This window comes from Chromobacterium aquaticum (assembly GCF_021129195.1).
GTDB lineage: Bacteria > Pseudomonadota > Gammaproteobacteria > Burkholderiales > Chromobacteriaceae > Chromobacterium > Chromobacterium aquaticum.
The window spans coordinates 1-14,056 of sequence record NZ_JAJOHW010000010.1; the positions used below are offsets into that span (position 1 = coordinate 1).

The 14,056-nt window shown below is 60.4% G+C and carries 14 protein-coding genes; 5 read left to right on the plus strand and 9 right to left on the minus strand.

Annotated elements, in window-relative coordinates; translation table 11 throughout:
- Both LQT98_RS01825 and LQT98_RS01830 read left to right on the plus strand, forming a co-directional pair.
- Nucleotides 1-905, plus strand: a 905-nt coding sequence (locus LQT98_RS01825; RefSeq protein ID WP_231460922.1) for a response regulator, incomplete at its 5' end; no start/stop codon positions are given.
- A 53-nt stretch (nt 906-958) separates the two neighbouring features.
- A complete protein-coding gene (locus LQT98_RS01830) occupies nt 959-1,612 on the plus strand; it encodes a response regulator (protein WP_231460923.1) in 654 nt (217 codons plus the stop codon).
- A 181-nt stretch (nt 1,613-1,793) separates the two neighbouring features.
- Here the strand turns inward: LQT98_RS01830 and LQT98_RS01835 are convergent, their stop codons facing one another.
- Nucleotides 1,794-2,267 carry a single-stranded DNA-binding protein gene (locus tag LQT98_RS01835; RefSeq protein WP_107800189.1) on the minus strand — a complete coding sequence of 158 codons (474 nt, stop codon included), beginning with the start codon at nt 2,265-2,267 and terminating at the stop codon, nt 1,794-1,796.
- Nucleotides 2,268-2,339: 72 nt separating this feature from the next.
- Nucleotides 2,340-3,701, minus strand: a complete 1,362-nt coding sequence (locus tag LQT98_RS01840; protein WP_048409717.1) for an MFS transporter — start codon at nt 3,699-3,701, stop codon at nt 2,340-2,342.
- Between the two features lie 178 nt (nt 3,702-3,879).
- Between LQT98_RS01840 and uvrA the strand changes: the two genes are divergently transcribed.
- The 3 genes from uvrA to LQT98_RS01855 all read left to right on the plus strand — a co-directional run bounded on the left by uvrA (nt 3,880) and on the right by LQT98_RS01855 (nt 8,332).
- On the plus strand, nt 3,880-6,711 hold the full coding sequence (gene uvrA, locus LQT98_RS01845; RefSeq protein WP_231460924.1) for an excinuclease ABC subunit UvrA: 2,832 nt from the start codon (nt 3,880-3,882) through the stop codon (nt 6,709-6,711).
- 138 nt (nt 6,712-6,849) lie between these two features.
- The gene (locus LQT98_RS01850; RefSeq protein WP_231460925.1) at nt 6,850-7,308 is read left to right on the plus strand and encodes a VOC family protein; all 459 of its coding nucleotides are present in this window, start codon (nt 6,850-6,852) and stop codon (nt 7,306-7,308) included.
- A 94-nt stretch (nt 7,309-7,402) separates the two neighbouring features.
- Nucleotides 7,403-8,332 carry a LysR family transcriptional regulator gene (locus LQT98_RS01855; protein ID WP_231460926.1) on the plus strand — a complete coding sequence of 310 codons (930 nt, stop codon included), beginning with the start codon at nt 7,403-7,405 and terminating at the stop codon, nt 8,330-8,332.
- Between the two features lie 165 nt (nt 8,333-8,497).
- On the opposite strand, the gene LQT98_RS01860 is transcribed toward LQT98_RS01855, so the two are convergent.
- From LQT98_RS01860 to LQT98_RS01890, 7 genes are all read right to left on the minus strand, one after another.
- The gene (locus tag LQT98_RS01860; protein ID WP_048409721.1) at nt 8,498-8,710 is read right to left on the minus strand and encodes a hypothetical protein; all 213 of its coding nucleotides are present in this window, start codon (nt 8,708-8,710) and stop codon (nt 8,498-8,500) included.
- 82 nt (nt 8,711-8,792) lie between these two features.
- The gene (locus LQT98_RS01865) at nt 8,793-9,419 is read right to left on the minus strand and encodes a hypothetical protein (protein ID WP_231460927.1); all 627 of its coding nucleotides are present in this window, start codon (nt 9,417-9,419) and stop codon (nt 8,793-8,795) included.
- 205 nt (nt 9,420-9,624) lie between these two features.
- Nucleotides 9,625-10,539: a hypothetical protein gene (locus LQT98_RS01870; RefSeq protein WP_231460928.1), complete on the minus strand. Its 915-nt coding sequence runs from the start codon at nt 10,537-10,539 to the stop codon at nt 9,625-9,627.
- Nucleotides 10,540-10,588: 49 nt separating this feature from the next.
- Nucleotides 10,589-11,503, minus strand: a complete 915-nt coding sequence (locus LQT98_RS01875; RefSeq protein WP_231460929.1) for a hypothetical protein — start codon at nt 11,501-11,503, stop codon at nt 10,589-10,591.
- Between the two features lie 49 nt (nt 11,504-11,552).
- Nucleotides 11,553-12,473, minus strand: a complete 921-nt coding sequence (locus tag LQT98_RS01880; protein WP_231460930.1) for a hypothetical protein — start codon at nt 12,471-12,473, stop codon at nt 11,553-11,555.
- Entirely contained in the window at nt 12,466-13,530 is a 1,065-nt protein-coding gene (locus LQT98_RS01885) for a DUF2515 family protein (RefSeq protein ID WP_231460931.1), read from the minus strand. The genes LQT98_RS01880 and LQT98_RS01885 overlap by 8 nt, the downstream gene beginning before the upstream one ends.
- A gap of 1 nt (nt 13,531) precedes the next feature.
- A partial coding sequence (locus tag LQT98_RS01890; protein WP_231460932.1) for a DUF2345 domain-containing protein occupies nt 13,532-14,056 on the minus strand: 525 nt, incomplete at its 5' end.

A 14,056-nucleotide genomic window follows, 5' to 3' on the forward strand; every position in this document is an offset into this window, starting at 1 on the left:
GGTTCGACGCCGCCGCGCCGCCGGCCGGCACCGGCGTCGTGGTGCTGGACCTGGACCCGGTGGATCAAAGGCCACCGTCAGGCGGCGTCCGTGTATTGGCGGTGCCTGGCGGGCCGTCGCCGGCGCAGGCGCGGCTTGACGGCTGGCTGGTGGACATCCACGACGTGCAGGCGATGCTGCTGGCGGTGAGTCTGGCGCGGCAAGGGTTGCCCGGCCGGGGAGAAGAAGCGCCGCCGCCGGTTTTTCCGCGAGGATTAAAAGTGCTGGCGGCGGCGAACAAGCCCTTGAACCGCCAACTGCTGCGGCAGCAGCTGGAACAGCTGGGCTGCGAGGTCTGCATGGTGGACAACGCTCAGCAGCTGCTCCAGCACCGGCTGCTATCGGGCTGTGATCTATTGATCCGCGACGCGGACCGGCCGGCGGAGGACGCGCATCAGTTGGCGCGCGCCTTGCGCGAGCGGGGCGCGCGAGCGCCCATCGTCGTGCTGGCCGCCAGGCCTGATTGCGGCGTGACGTCCGGCGATATCGACGCCTGGCTGGCCAAGCCGGTGCGACTGGATGAACTGCGCGCCATCCTGGGTCGCCTGCTGGCGGCCGCTGCCGTGCCGCCGCAGGACGAGGCCGCGGTGCCCGCCGAGATGCGCGCGCTGTTTCTGCAAATCATGGGCAGCGACCTCGTGGCTTTGCGCCAGGCATTGGCGGCGGGTAAGGTGCGCGATGTCGCCGCGCTGCTGCATCGCATGAGCGGCGCGTTGGCGGTGGTGAGCGCCACGCGCCTGGTGCGCGACCTTCAGGCCTTGGAAACGGACCTGGCGGAGACGCTGGATTTGGAGGCGGAGCGGGCCAGGATAGAGGCGGCGGGCGAGCGCATCGCCGCCATCATGCGCCGTGCCGCCGGAGACTAGGCATGCGCTGGCGCCGAGCGCCAAAGAATTGCAAACCATGGGCAGGGAAAAGTATGAACAAGCTATCCGTATTGATTACCGATGATCATCCCATCGTGCTGATGGGCATACGTGGCATGGTGGAGAGCACCAGCCAGTTCGAGGTGGCCGGCACCGCGCACAGCGCCACCGAACTGATCGAGATGCTGACCCGGATGCAGCAGAGTTCGGTGCTGCCGCCCATCGTGGTGACCGACTACAATATGCCCGGCGACGAAACCCACGGCGATGGCATCAAACTCATAGGCTATCTGCTGCGGCGCTTCGCCAGCGTCAAGCTGCTGATCTACACCATGGTGTCCAATCCATTGATCATTGCCAGCCTGTACGACCTGGGCGTGGCCGGCGTGGTGCAGAAAACCCAGCCTTTGACCGAACTGCGCAAGGCGCTGGAATGCGTGGCGGGCGGGCGGATTTACCGGCCGGGGCTGCGCGCGACGCCGGACGCGGCGGACAAGATCAGCAGCAAGGTGGAGAGGTTGTCGGCGCGCGAGTTCGAGGTGCTGCGTCACTTCGTCGCCGGCATGTCGATGGGAGAGATCGCCAAGATGCTCAACCGCAGCGTCAAGACCATCAGCGCGCAAAAAGTGGCCGGCATGGGTAAGCTGGGCGCCAGGACCGACCAGGAACTGGTGGCCCTGTGCGTGGAGCTTGGCTTGTTCCAATAAGACCCGCTAACAAAGCCACTGATCCTGCGTTGCGCTACTGTACTGCCTGCGTCGGCGCGCCTTGGCTCAGCTACGCTGCGCGGGCGGCTCTAGGTGTTGTCCGCGGCCATGAAAAAGGCCTGCGGCGCGCCGCAGGCCTGTGTGAGTGCCGAAAGCCGGCGCTCGGATTGTAAACAGGTTCTCAGAACGGAATATCGTCGTCCATATCGTCCAGCTGCTTCGGCGCCGGGCGCTGTTCCTGGCGGCGCGGCGCGGGCGGGGCTTCCTGGCGCGGGGCCGGCGCGTTGTAGCCGTAGCCGTCGTCCATGCCGCCGCCGCTCATGCCGCCGCCGGAACCGCCCATTTCATTGCGGCCGCCTTGCAGGCTGAGTTCGTTGACGCGCACGTCCGGGGACAGGCGCTTATTGCCTTCCTTGTCCTGCCATTCGCGCAGGGTCAGTTGACCGTAAACGGTCACCTGCTGGCCCTTGGCCAGGTAGTTCTTCAGCGATTCACCGCGCTTGCCCCATACCTGGCAGCTAAACCAGTTGGTGCTCTTGCGCTCGCCAAAGCCGATGTCGCTGGCTACGCGGAACGACAGTACCGGCTCACCGCTGGGGGTGTAGCGCAGTTCGGCGTCGGCGGCCAGACGGCCGTCAAAGGTGATGCTGTTCATCGATGTCTCCGAATAAAAATCTAAATATCTGGCCTGTTGCCGCGACGTGGCGGCGTTTCTTGGAGCCGTTGCTCAGAAAGTGGCCCCGATCAGGCCTTGCACCGCCGCTTCGTCCCATTGCTGTTGGGATACCTTGAGGTAGGCGACGCGGTCTGCCAGCACCACCACGGCTTCATGCACGCCGGCCACGGCGGCCAATTGCCGGGATAAGTCGCCGGCATCGCCGCGCCAATCCTCGCCGATGTGGAACATCACCGAGCGCACCGGCATCGGCGGACGCATGGCCAGCGACCACAGCAGCCAGCTTAGCATCAGCAGGCTGGTGAAGCCGAACACGCCGGTCGGGCCAAAGCGGGTGTACAACCAACCGCCTAGGGCCGCGCCCAGGAACAGGCCAAGGGATTGGGCGGTATTATACACGCCAATCGCGGTTCCCTTGGCATCCGCCGGCGCGATCTTGGAAATCAAGGACGGCAGCGTGGCTTCCAGAATATTGAAGGCGATGAAATACAGGCCCAGCCAGCTGACGATCTGCCAGAAGCTGTCCAGCGCCATCGCCATGCCCAGCTGGGCGGCGGCCATCAGCGCGATGGCGCCGACGAACACCTGCTTGAGCCGCGCCTTTTTCTCGCCGTAGATGATGGCCGGCACCATCAGCAGGAAGCCTATCACCGTCACCGGCAGATACACCTGCCAGTGCTGGGTCTTGTCCAGGTGGGCGGTCTTGATCAGCGCGAAGGGGATGGTGACGAACATCGCCATCTGGGCCGCGTGCAAGGCGAAGATGCCGTAATTGAGCTGCAGCAGCTGGGGGTCTTTCAGCACCGCCGGCAGCCGCTTGGCATTGGCCTCGGTGTCGGAGTGGAAACGGGAACTGACCGGGTCCGGGATGATCAGCCACACGCCTATCAACGCCGCCAGCGACAGCGCGCCGGTGAGCGCGAAAATGCCGTTGACGCCGATGTACTTGGCCAGCAGCGGCCCCAGCACCAGGCTGGCGGCGAAAGTGGTGCCGATGGACATGCCTATCATCGCCATCGCCTTGGTGCGGTTCTCCTCGCGGGTCAGGTCCGCCAGCAGCGCGGTGATGGCGGCGGAAATGGCGCCGGCGCCCTGGATCACCCGGCCCACGGTCAGGGTGGCGATGTCGTGCGCGCCGGCGGCGACGAAGCTGCCCAGCGCGAATAGCAGCAAGCCGCCGTAAATCACCTTCTTGCGGCCTATCTTGTCGGACAGCATGCCCAGCGGCAGCTGCAACAAGGCCTGGGTCAGGCCGTAACTGCCCAGCGCGATGCCGATCAGGGTATGGTTTTGCGCGCCGTCCAGGGTCTGGGCGTAGAGGGCGAATACCGGCAGGATCAGGAACATGCCCAGCATGCGCAGGGCGTAGATGCCGGAAAGGCCAAGGCTGGCCCGGAGTTCTGTTGCGTTCATTCTTGTGTGCGTCGTTTGCGTTGCTGACGGGCGGCGGCCGCGATGGCCGCGCCCAATGGTTCTAGTAACGACTCGGCGTCGTTCCGGATGACGCCGCGTGTAAAGACTGGTGGAGTCAGACTTGCCAAGTCAGGTATATTAACAGGTTCCCTGACCGACGGTGAGTAACGGCTCCAATATGGACAGCATTCGCATTCGCGGCGCACGCACGCACAATCTGAAGAACATCAACCTGGACTTGCCCCGCCACCAGCTGATCGTGATTACCGGCCTGTCGGGCTCTGGCAAATCCTCGCTGGCCTTCGACACCCTGTACGCGGAAGGGCAGCGTCGCTATGTGGAAAGCCTGTCCGCCTATGCGCGCCAGTTTCTGCAACTGATGGAAAAGCCGGACGTGGACCTGATAGAAGGCCTGTCGCCGGCGATCTCCATCGAGCAGAAAGCCACCAGCCACAACCCGCGCTCCACCGTGGGCACCGTCACCGAAATCCACGACTATCTGCGCCTGCTGTACGCGCGCGTGGGCGAGCCGCATTGCCCGGAGCACGGCGTGCCGCTGTCCTCGCAAACCGTCAGCCAGATGGTGGATCACGTGCTGGCGCTGCCGGAAGAGAGCCGGGTGATGATCCTGGCGCCGGTCATCGTCGGCCGCAAGGGCGAGAATTTGGACCTGTTCGAAGACCTGCGCGCCCAGGGCTTTGTGCGGGTGCGCGTGGACGGCGAAGTATTTGAAATCGACGCCGTGCCCAAGCTGGACAAGAACAAGAAGCACACCATCGAGGTGGTGATAGACCGCCTGAAAGTGCGCGCGGACATGAAGCAGCGGCTGGCGGAAAGCTTTGAAACCGCGCTGCGCCACGCCGAGGGCCGCGCCATCGCCGTGGAAATGGACAGCGCCAAGGAACACTGGTTTTCCGCCAAGTTCGCCTGCCCGGTGTGCTCCTACAGCCTGCCGGAGCTGGAGCCGCGGCTGTTCTCCTTCAACAACCCGATGGGCGCCTGCCCCAAGTGCGACGGCCTGGGCGAAATCACCTTCTTCGACCCGCGCCGCGTGGTGGCGCATCCGGAACTGAGCCTGGCCGCCGGCGCGATCAAGGGCTGGGACAAGCGCAACCAGTTCTACTTCCAGATGCTGATGGCGCTGGGCGAGCATTACGGCTTCTCCGTGGCCGAACTCGCCTTCGAGGACCTGCCGGAAAAAGTGCGCAATGTGGTGCTGCACGGCTCCGGCCGCGACAGCATCGAATTCAGCTATATGTCGGAGAAGGGCACCAAGTTCAGCCGCGCGCATCCGTTCGAGGGTATCATCCCCAATCTGGAGCGCCGCTATCGCGAAACCGACTCCTCCGCGGTGCGCGAGGAACTGGCCAAGTACCAGAACAACCAGCCCTGCCCGCACTGCCAGGGCTCGCGGCTGCGCCTGGAAGCGCGCCACGTCTTCGTTGGCGAGAAAACCCTGTACGAGATCAACCAGATGCCGCTGAAGGAGACCGCGCTCTTCTTCGCCCAGCTGGCCTTCAGCGGCCAGAAACAGGCGGTGGCGGAAAAAATCGTCAAGGAAATCAGCGAGCGGGTGTCCTTCCTCAACAATGTGGGCCTGGACTACCTCAACCTGTCCCGCTCCGCTGACACCCTGTCCGGCGGCGAGGCGCAGCGCATCCGCCTGGCCAGCCAGATCGGCTCCGGCCTGACCGGCGTGATGTATGTGCTGGACGAGCCGTCCATCGGCCTGCACCAGCGCGACAACGACCGCCTGCTGGCCACGCTGATGCGGCTGCGCGATCTGGGCAATAGCGTGATCGTGGTCGAGCACGACGAAGACGCCATCCGCGCCGCGGATTACCTGGTGGACATGGGCCCGGGCGCCGGCGAGCATGGCGGCGAAGTGCTGGTGGCCGGCACCCCGGACGAAGTGGCCGCCTGCGCCGGCTCCATCACCGGCGACTTCCTGTCCGGCCGCCGTCGCATCGCGCTGGGCGGCGAACGCCGCGAAGTGGACCCGGAACGCATGCTGCGCCTGATAGGCGCCAGCGGCAACAACCTCAAGAACGTCACGCTGGAGCTGCCGCTGGGCATGCTGGTATGCATCACCGGCGTGTCCGGCTCCGGCAAATCCACGCTGATCAACGACACCCTGTACAAGATCACCGCGCGCGAGCTCAACGGCGCCAGCGAAGAACCGGCGGCCTACCAGGACATCCAGGGCCTGAAGCAGCTGGACAAGGTGATCAACGTCGATCAAAGCCCGATCGGCCGCACCCCGCGCTCCAACCCGGCTACCTATACCGGCTTGTTCACGCCCATCCGCGAGCTGTTCGCCGGCGTGCCGCTGTCGCGCGAGCGCGGCTACGGCCCGGGCCGCTTCTCCTTCAACGTCAAGGGCGGCCGTTGCGAAGCCTGCCAGGGCGACGGCATGATCAAGGTGGAAATGCACTTCCTGCCCGATGTCTACGTGCCCTGCGACGTGTGCCACGGCAAGCGCTACAACCGCGAAACGCTGGAAGTGCAATACAAGGGCAAGAGCATCCACGAAGTGCTGGAAATGACCGTGGAACAGGCGCTGGAATTCTTCAGCGTGGTGCCCACCGTGGCGCGCAAGCTGCGCACCCTGATGGACGTGGGCCTGGGCTATATCCGCCTGGGGCAGAGCGCCACCACCCTGTCCGGCGGCGAGGCCCAGCGCGTCAAGCTGGGGCTGGAACTGTCCAAGCGCGACACCGGCCGCACTCTGTACATTCTGGACGAGCCCACCACCGGCCTGCATTTCCATGACATCGACCTGCTGCTGCAAGTGCTGCATCGGTTGCGCGAAAGCGGCAATACCGTGGTGGTGATCGAACACAATCTGGACGTGGTCAAGACCGCGGACTGGCTGATCGACCTGGGGCCTGAAGGCGGCGCCGGCGGCGGCCAGATCATCGCCACCGGCACGCCGGAACAAGTGGCGGCCAATCCGGTCAGCCATACCGGGCGCTATCTGCAGCCTTTGTTGCAGCGCGAGCGCCCGTGATGGCAATCAAGTACAATGCGCGGATAGGCTGCTTGCTGTTATAAAGAATGACCGGTGGCGGCAAGGGGTAGAGGGGGCGCCGCCCGGCAGGACGGCCCGCCGCCCCGCGCCGTCGCATCAAAAACAATAGAGGAAGTCATGCTGACTTTAGGCAAGATCGATCACATCCACATTCGAGTGACTGATGTGCCCAAGGCCCTGAAATGGTATCAGCGCGTGCTGGCCATGGCCCCGGACCCGCGCTACAAGCATATGCGCGAAGGGCCGCACGGCGCGGTGATGCTGGTCAACGCCAACGGCGCGGTGCGCCTGGCGGTGAGCCTGGCGGTGAACGAGGATAAGAGCGGCAATGTCAGCCACCAGGGCGCCATCGCCTTTGTCGTGGGCGGCCAGGATTTCCTGGAATGGATAGACCAGTTGGCCGGCGAGCGCGTCACCAATAGCGAAGGCCAGACCATCGCCCGCGATTCAGTGCGCGACCATCGCTTCTTCTGCTCGCTGTCCTTTGTCGATCCCTTCGGCAACCCGTTCGAGATCGTCAGCTACGACCACACCTGGCTGGTGGGCAAGCTCAAGCTGAATGGACAGCTGGAGTGAGCCGCGCCGCGCCGCCGCATCCAACCGCTCGCTTGCGAGCGGTTTTTTATTGCCGGCCAGGCCGCCCACTTCTCCATCAAGAGGCCGTATCGCCATGAGCAAGGATCAAAGCAGGGAAGACGAGGGCGCGGCCGGGCCGGGCCGCTTGCCCTCGCTGCGGCTGCTGGCCGGCTTTGAAGCCGCCGCGCGGCTGGGCAGCGTCTCCCGCGCAGCCGAGGCGCTGCACCTGTCGCAGTCCGCGGTCAGCCACCAGATCCAGCAGCTGGAAGCCTTTGTCGGCCAGCCGCTGTTCCAGCGCGTGGGCCGCGGCATCGAGCTGACCTTTGCCGGCCAAATGCTGCAACAAAGCGTGCGGCGCGCGCTGGACACGCTGCGCCGCGGCCTGGACCGCATCGCGGTCTACACCGACCCCGGCCTGGTGGTGCTGGTGGGACCGGCCTTTGTGCTGCATGGCTGGCTGCAGGGCCGGCTGGAACGGCTGCGCGCCGTCCATCCCGACATCGTGCCGCTGCTGTCCACCGACGAAGAACCGGGCCAGGCTGACGAAATCGATGTCGACATCGTCATCGGCCGCCAGCCGCTGGCGATGGCCGGCTGGGAAGATGCGGCCTGGCTGCGCGAAGACTGGCGCTTCGTCGCCGCGCCGGCGCTGGCGGAACAGCTGGCGGCGCTGTCGGCCGAGCGCCACCCGCAACAGGCGCGGCTGATCTGCCTGGAAAAGACGCGCATGCCGGAAGCGGCGGAAGCCGCGCTGCAAGCGCTGCTGCCGCGTTTCGGCATCGCCGCGGTCTACGACGCGCCGCAGCTGGCGCTGGACGCGGCCTTGCGCGGCCACGGCATCGCCTGCCTGCCGTCGCTGGCGCTGGAGGAAGCACTGGCCGACGGCCGGCTGTGCGAACTGGCCGGCTACCCGCGCCAGCCGGGCGCGCAATGGTGGCTGTCGCGGCCGCGCGATACGCTGCGCAGCGAGGCGATGGCGAATCTGTTCGATTGGCTGAGGGCAGAGGGCGGCGCAGGGCGCTAAGAACCTGTTTACGATCTGCTGCGCGTCGTGAGACGCGCGGTGAGTACCGCTTCGAAATGCTCATGTAGCACTTGTACATTCCGCTTTCTCAGCCGTTTTCGCCTTGTCTCGCCTTAGCTCGCGAGATCGTAAACACGCTCTAAAACCGGCCCGGCTCGCCAGCGCTTAGCGGCGCTCCATGATTTGGTTTTGCTCTTCCTCGGACAGCCAATTCCAGACCACCTCGTAGTAAAGCTGGTGGATTTCCGGGTAGTTTTCCTCGCCAAACCTTTGAAAATTCTCCATGGTGTAATTGTCCGGCTGATGGAATAGCTGCTGGATATTCTCAAGCAAGGCATACACCCTCAGCACATCATGCGGCTTGATTTTGGGTTCCATATGGCTCCTGTTTGCGGCCTCTTTCGTTGGGCCGCGGCGTGGCGCCGGAGGCGCGAAGCGTGGCTTGGGCGGAGGATGGCGTTCAATTCATGGGCAGCGCCGATGGATGCTCCACTGGAATGATGGCGGTGTGGGGGCCGGCTAAAATGGCCAGCTCCGTAAAAAAGAACTCCAGATCGTTGGAGAACACATCAAACGCGCCATGGCCATATTCGCCGGCCAGTTTTGCCATGCAAACATAATGGCATGAATGGGCGAGCAGTTCGTAAACCTGGCTATTGATCTCCGTTTGCGGCTCATCCAGGAAGGCACTGAGCAGCGGTTGGGATGGCGGCTTGCTTTCACGGCGCCGAGACAGGATGGCGTGCTTCTTGAGCTCCTGCTTGAAGTTCATATGCTCGTCATGAAGTGCCTTGAATCTTCCATTCTTATCCCGGAACAGCATGCGCGGCAGATAGGCCAGCGGCGTTTTTGGCGGAGGGCAGAGCGCGTTTTGGACATTGAAGTGGAAGCAATGTGAAATCAATGCCTTGAGCAAATTGCCGCTTGCCGCGCACTGATCAAAGCCAATGCCGCCATCCTGGCTTTTAGCCATGACGAGAGCAAACTCGGCCGCATCCGGCGCGCCAATGCGCTCCGTTCTTGTGCTGGAATCATGCTTGAATTGGTCAAAGCAGGCTGTGTGATAAAGGATGCTGTAGTCAGTCATGGGCTAGGTCTGTGTGCTTCAATCGCCTCGCTCAGGCCGTCGTCCTCAACATGGCATAAGAGGGCCGGGCCCATCCAAGGCCGGCCAAGCTTAGAGCCGCTAACAAAACCTCGCAGAGAACCTGAGCCAAGGCGTGCCGACGCAGGCAGTACAAGTAGTACGACAAGGAGGCACAACGCAGGATCAGGGGTTTTGTTAGCGGGTCTTATTGCAGATCCTTGGGGATCACCGGGTTTTGCTGGCCCGGCGGTGCTGGCGGCAGCTCCGGGTCTTTGTAGTCGCTGACGATGGGAATGCCCTGAGCCTTGAGAGTGGCTTCCTTGATATTCCGCTCAGACCTTAACTTCCTGGCAATGGGAATCCATAGCTGGCGCCAGTGATCGCGTTCCTTCTCATCCACATACATTCTTTGCACTTCTTCATGTGGTTCTATGGTGAAGCTCATGATGTAGGCTCCGGGCTTGTTGGGGTCCAGATGATCTTGATCCCGGTCCACCGTCACGCGCATATAAGTATGGTTGAGATAAAGCTCCCAGTTTAGAGAGCCATCGAGTTGCATCCATTCCGCGAAAGACAGCTTGTAGTTTGGGTCCAGATCATCCGCACCATAGTAGTTCAAGGCATGAATGCCACTTAGTCTGGGTTTATTAAAGGAAAATGCTGTTTTCCAGCCTAAAGCGGTGAACTTTTCAACGAGATCCAGGATGTAGAGCCGGGCTTCATCATGAGACATGGCACCGCCATTTTTGACTCGGGCATTGATGTCGATAATGGTTATTCCTACGTCACGATCTTGATCATCGGTAGCCATGATGCTTAAAGCGTTTGGGATGACAGTTCTCACGCCACCTGCATCCACGATGGCAGAGGGGAGAGCGTTGGATTCAAATGGCTGTGTTTTGTAAATGCTCACGCCGAAGTTTTTAATTTCCGGTGCCAGAGCCGTTGAGTATTTTTTTTGCCAATCTTCACCACGCTGATACAGCGCCAGTTCTATATGCGCAGGATAGGCCGGCTTCGCCTGCTCTTGGCGTGGCGGCTCAGCGCGGGACGTAATGCTGGCGATGACCCCGATGATGGCAAGGAGTACGGCCAGTGTGATGATGGCGGTTTTACTCATATTGGTCCGTAGCATCAAAAAAGACGGCCCCATCCGAGGCCGGCCAAGCTTATTGCAGATCCTTGGGGATCACCGGGTTTTGCTGGCCCGGCGGCGCTGGCGGCAGCTCCGGGTCTTTGTAGTCGCTGACGATGGGAATGCCCTGAGCCTTGAGCTTGGCTTCCTTGATATTCCGCTCTGACCTTAACTTCCTGGCAATGGGAATCCATAACTGGCGCCAGTGATCGCGTTCCTTCTCCTCCACATATATTCTTTGCACTTCTTCATGTGGTTCTATGGTGAAGCTCATGATGTAAGCGCCGGGTTTGTTGGGGTCCAAATGGTCTTGGTCTCGGTTAATATTCAGCGTTATAAAGGTATGATTGAGGTAGAGCTCCCAACTCAGTATTCCCTTAAGCTGCATCCATTCCGCGAAAGATAGCTTGTAGTTTGGGTCCAAGGCATCCGCGCCATAGTAGTTCAAGGCATGAATACCATTCAATCTAGGTTTGTTTAAGGGAGTCACCATTTTCCAGCCCGCGATGGAGAGCTTTTCGATGATGTCTAGGATGTAGAGCCGGGCTTCATCATGAGACATTGCTCCGCCGTTTTTGACTCGGGCATGGACGTTTATGCGTGTTATGCCGAGGCCACGGGTCTTGTTTTCCACTCCCATGATACTTAAGGCTTTGGGGATAACCGTCTTTACTCCGCCTGCGTCTATGGTGACCATAGGGAGGGCATTGGCATCGAAATCGATGCTGTTATAAAAATTCAAGCCAAAGTTTCTGGTTTCAGCGATGACGGCGGTCGGGTATTGCTTTTCCCAGTCATCACCACGTTGATACAGCGCCAGTTCTATATGCGCAGGATAGGTCGGCTGCGCCTGCTCTTGGCGAGGCGGCTCAGCGCGGGACGTGATGCCGGCGATGCCACCGATGATGGCAAGGAGTGCGGCCAGTGTGATGAGGGCGGTTCTACTCATATTGGTCCGTAGCATCAAAAAAGACGGCCCCATCCGAGGCCGGCCAAGCTTATTGCAGATCCTTGGGGATCACCGGGTTTTGCTGGCCCGGCGGCGCTGGCGGCAGCTCCGGGTCTTTGTAGTCGCTGACGATGGGAATGCCCTGAGCCTTGAGAGTGGCTTCCTTTATATTCCGCTCTGACCTTAACTTCCTGGCAATGGGAATCCATAGCTGACGCCAGTGATCGCGTTCCTTCTGATCCACATACATTCTTTGCACTTCCTCATGTGGTTCTATGGTCAGGCTGATGATGTAAGCGCCGGGTTTGTTGGGGTCCAGATGATCTTGATCCCGGTCCACAGTCACGCGCATATAAGTATGGTTGAGATAAAGCTTCCAGTTTAGAGACCCATCAAGTTGCATCCATTCCGCCAAAGACAGCTTGTAGTTTGGGTCCAGTGCATCCGCGCCATAGTAGTTCAAGGCATGAATGCCGCTTAGTCTGGGTTTGTTAAAGGAAAATGCTATTTTCCAGCCCGCAGCAGTGAACTTCTCGATGAGGTCCAGAATGTAGAGCCTTGCTTCATCATGAGACATCGCGCCACCATTTTTTACCCTGGCAGTGATGAAAATGCTGATTATCTCAGGAGAGCGATTCTTCTCTTCAGTCGCTGAAATGCTTAAAACTTTGGGAATGACGGTCTTTGTTTCGCCAGCGTTAATCGTGACGCTAGGAAGCGCATTGGGATCAAAATTCATAGCCTTGTAGAAATTCAAGCCAAAATTTTGAGTTTCAGCAGCAACAACGGTTGGGTATTTTTTTTGCCAGTCATCACCATGCTGATACATGGCTAGTTCTATATTGCTTGGGTAGCTGGGAGTCATTTTTTTGGGGCTCTCTTGGCTTTTATTCGATGTGTTGAAGGCAATCGCGATAACGGTAGCAAAAGCAACCAACAAGGCTAGGATGATTTTTGTTGTCTTAGTCATTGCTGTTATGCCAGCCTGCCATGGTTTTTAACTCGGACTCCATCAGATTTTTTTCTTTCCTCATTAGATCATGGAATGTGTTTGCGGCATTCAATATCCACTTCATCCTGCTGTCGTAATCTTCCAATTTAGTGCCTGGGGGAGGTATGGATTTTAATTCATTTTTATCTGTTTTACAGGCATGGGTGAAGACCAGTTCGATATCCGGCAGAAGCGGGTTGAGCATGGTGTCCTTGATCATCTCCTTGCCTTCGCGCTGTATCTGGACCCAGCTTTTGAAGGCCTTGTTTTCATACATCAAGGGTTGCAATATCTCTTTTTGCTCATGCACCGCGATCTGTTTTAGGTGTTCTAGTTGGAAGGCCGCACGGTCATCTGGGTTGGTTTCTTGCTCTATTTTTTTTACGTATTTAAACCCTTTGATCACACTAGGGGTGGCCGCCAGATAGTTTATTTGCGGGAGCACTTCCGCGCCTTGTTCCATGCGCTCCAGATTGTCGATGACTTGCTTGTGCAGGTCTTTGCAGCCGCGCGACGGCACGCACTTATCGAAGTGTTCCGGGTAGCGGCTGTAATACCAGTGGAAGGGGGCGATGTCCTGGAACAGCCAGAAATTGCCCAGCGCCAGATGGCGTCTGACAAAGTCGGGGTCGATGATATTGGGCAGATAAGGGCGGGACATCGCCCGCCCGGCGGTGGATTGCCAGGCATCAATGGTGCAAGCCACGGTTTTGCTGGCGAAGGCGCCCAGGGCCATCCAGTAATAGCGGCCCTTTTTCTTGATATTGCCGTGCTCCTCAATTTCTAGATAAAAGCGGGCGTAAGTGGCGGCAATCACTCTTGCTCTGTCACCGTAATTGTTGAGGATGCGGCGTGGCGGCGGGCTGTTCGGCGGTTTGGGGCCGGTCAAATAGCGTGAGAGTGTAATGGGGCGCGAGACACGCAGGTAGGCGAAAGCCTGGGCCTGTGACAGCGGGGTTTTGCAGTCGGCCTTATTGGTGCAGACGGAGCCCTCGGTGGTATTGGTATTGGCTTTGTAAGCGGTGCTGTCCGCCATCTCACGGTTCTCCTTCCGGTGGCTGCATGTCTTCGGATGGCAGTATCTCATGCCATACCAGGCTGGCCTTCAGCGGCGTCGATTGTTGGGTATGGACGCGTTGGGTGCTGCCGTCCGACCTGGTGTGCTGGAGCAAGTGCTGCTGTCCGTCACTGATGGCCAGCATCAGGCCGGACAGGGGCTTGCCGGTGGGGCCCAGAATGCGGAATTGCTCATCATAGCGTTCCGCGCTGGGAAAGCCCTGCATGTTCACGCCTATGCTGGCCGGGCCGCTCAGTTTGTGGCTGGCGCCCTTGACGCTGACTTCGCCCGGGCAGTGCACTTCGATATTGCCGCCCTTGAGCCGGATATAGCCGCCGCCGCTGGTGAGCAGGATTTCCTGACCAGCGGCGATTTCCACCTTGCCCTTGCAGGCGGTGACGGTCACATCCTTGTCCGCGGTGACTTCTATGCTGTCGCTCTGCGCTTGAACCTGCACCTTGCCCTTGGCGGCGATCAGCTTCAGCGCGATCTGGTCCTTGATCCC

Excerpts from the sequence above, each read along its gene's own strand:
- LQT98_RS01830 (WP_231460923.1), top strand. The coding sequence starts at position 959 with ATGAACAAGCTATCCGTATTGATTACCGATGATCATCCCATCGTGCTG.
- LQT98_RS01870 (WP_231460928.1), bottom strand. The coding sequence starts at position 10,539 with ATGAGTAAAACCGCCATCATCACACTGGCCGTACTCCTTGCCATCATC.
- LQT98_RS01835 (WP_107800189.1), bottom strand. The coding sequence starts at position 2,267 with ATGAACAGCATCACCTTTGACGGCCGTCTGGCCGCCGACGCCGAACTG.
- uvrA (WP_231460924.1), top strand. The coding sequence starts at position 3,880 with ATGGACAGCATTCGCATTCGCGGCGCACGCACGCACAATCTGAAGAAC.
- LQT98_RS01865 (WP_231460927.1), bottom strand. The coding sequence starts at position 9,419 with ATGACTGACTACAGCATCCTTTATCACACAGCCTGCTTTGACCAATTC.
- LQT98_RS01855 (WP_231460926.1), top strand. The coding sequence starts at position 7,403 with ATGAGCAAGGATCAAAGCAGGGAAGACGAGGGCGCGGCCGGGCCGGGC.
- LQT98_RS01850 (WP_231460925.1), top strand. The coding sequence starts at position 6,850 with ATGCTGACTTTAGGCAAGATCGATCACATCCACATTCGAGTGACTGAT.
- LQT98_RS01860 (WP_048409721.1), bottom strand. The coding sequence starts at position 8,710 with ATGGAACCCAAAATCAAGCCGCATGATGTGCTGAGGGTGTATGCCTTG.
- LQT98_RS01880 (WP_231460930.1), bottom strand. The coding sequence starts at position 12,473 with ATGACTAAGACAACAAAAATCATCCTAGCCTTGTTGGTTGCTTTTGCT.
- LQT98_RS01840 (WP_048409717.1), bottom strand. The coding sequence starts at position 3,701 with ATGAACGCAACAGAACTCCGGGCCAGCCTTGGCCTTTCCGGCATCTAC.
- LQT98_RS01885 (WP_231460931.1), bottom strand. The coding sequence starts at position 13,530 with ATGGCGGACAGCACCGCTTACAAAGCCAATACCAATACCACCGAGGGC.
- LQT98_RS01875 (WP_231460929.1), bottom strand. The coding sequence starts at position 11,503 with ATGAGTAGAACCGCCCTCATCACACTGGCCGCACTCCTTGCCATCATC.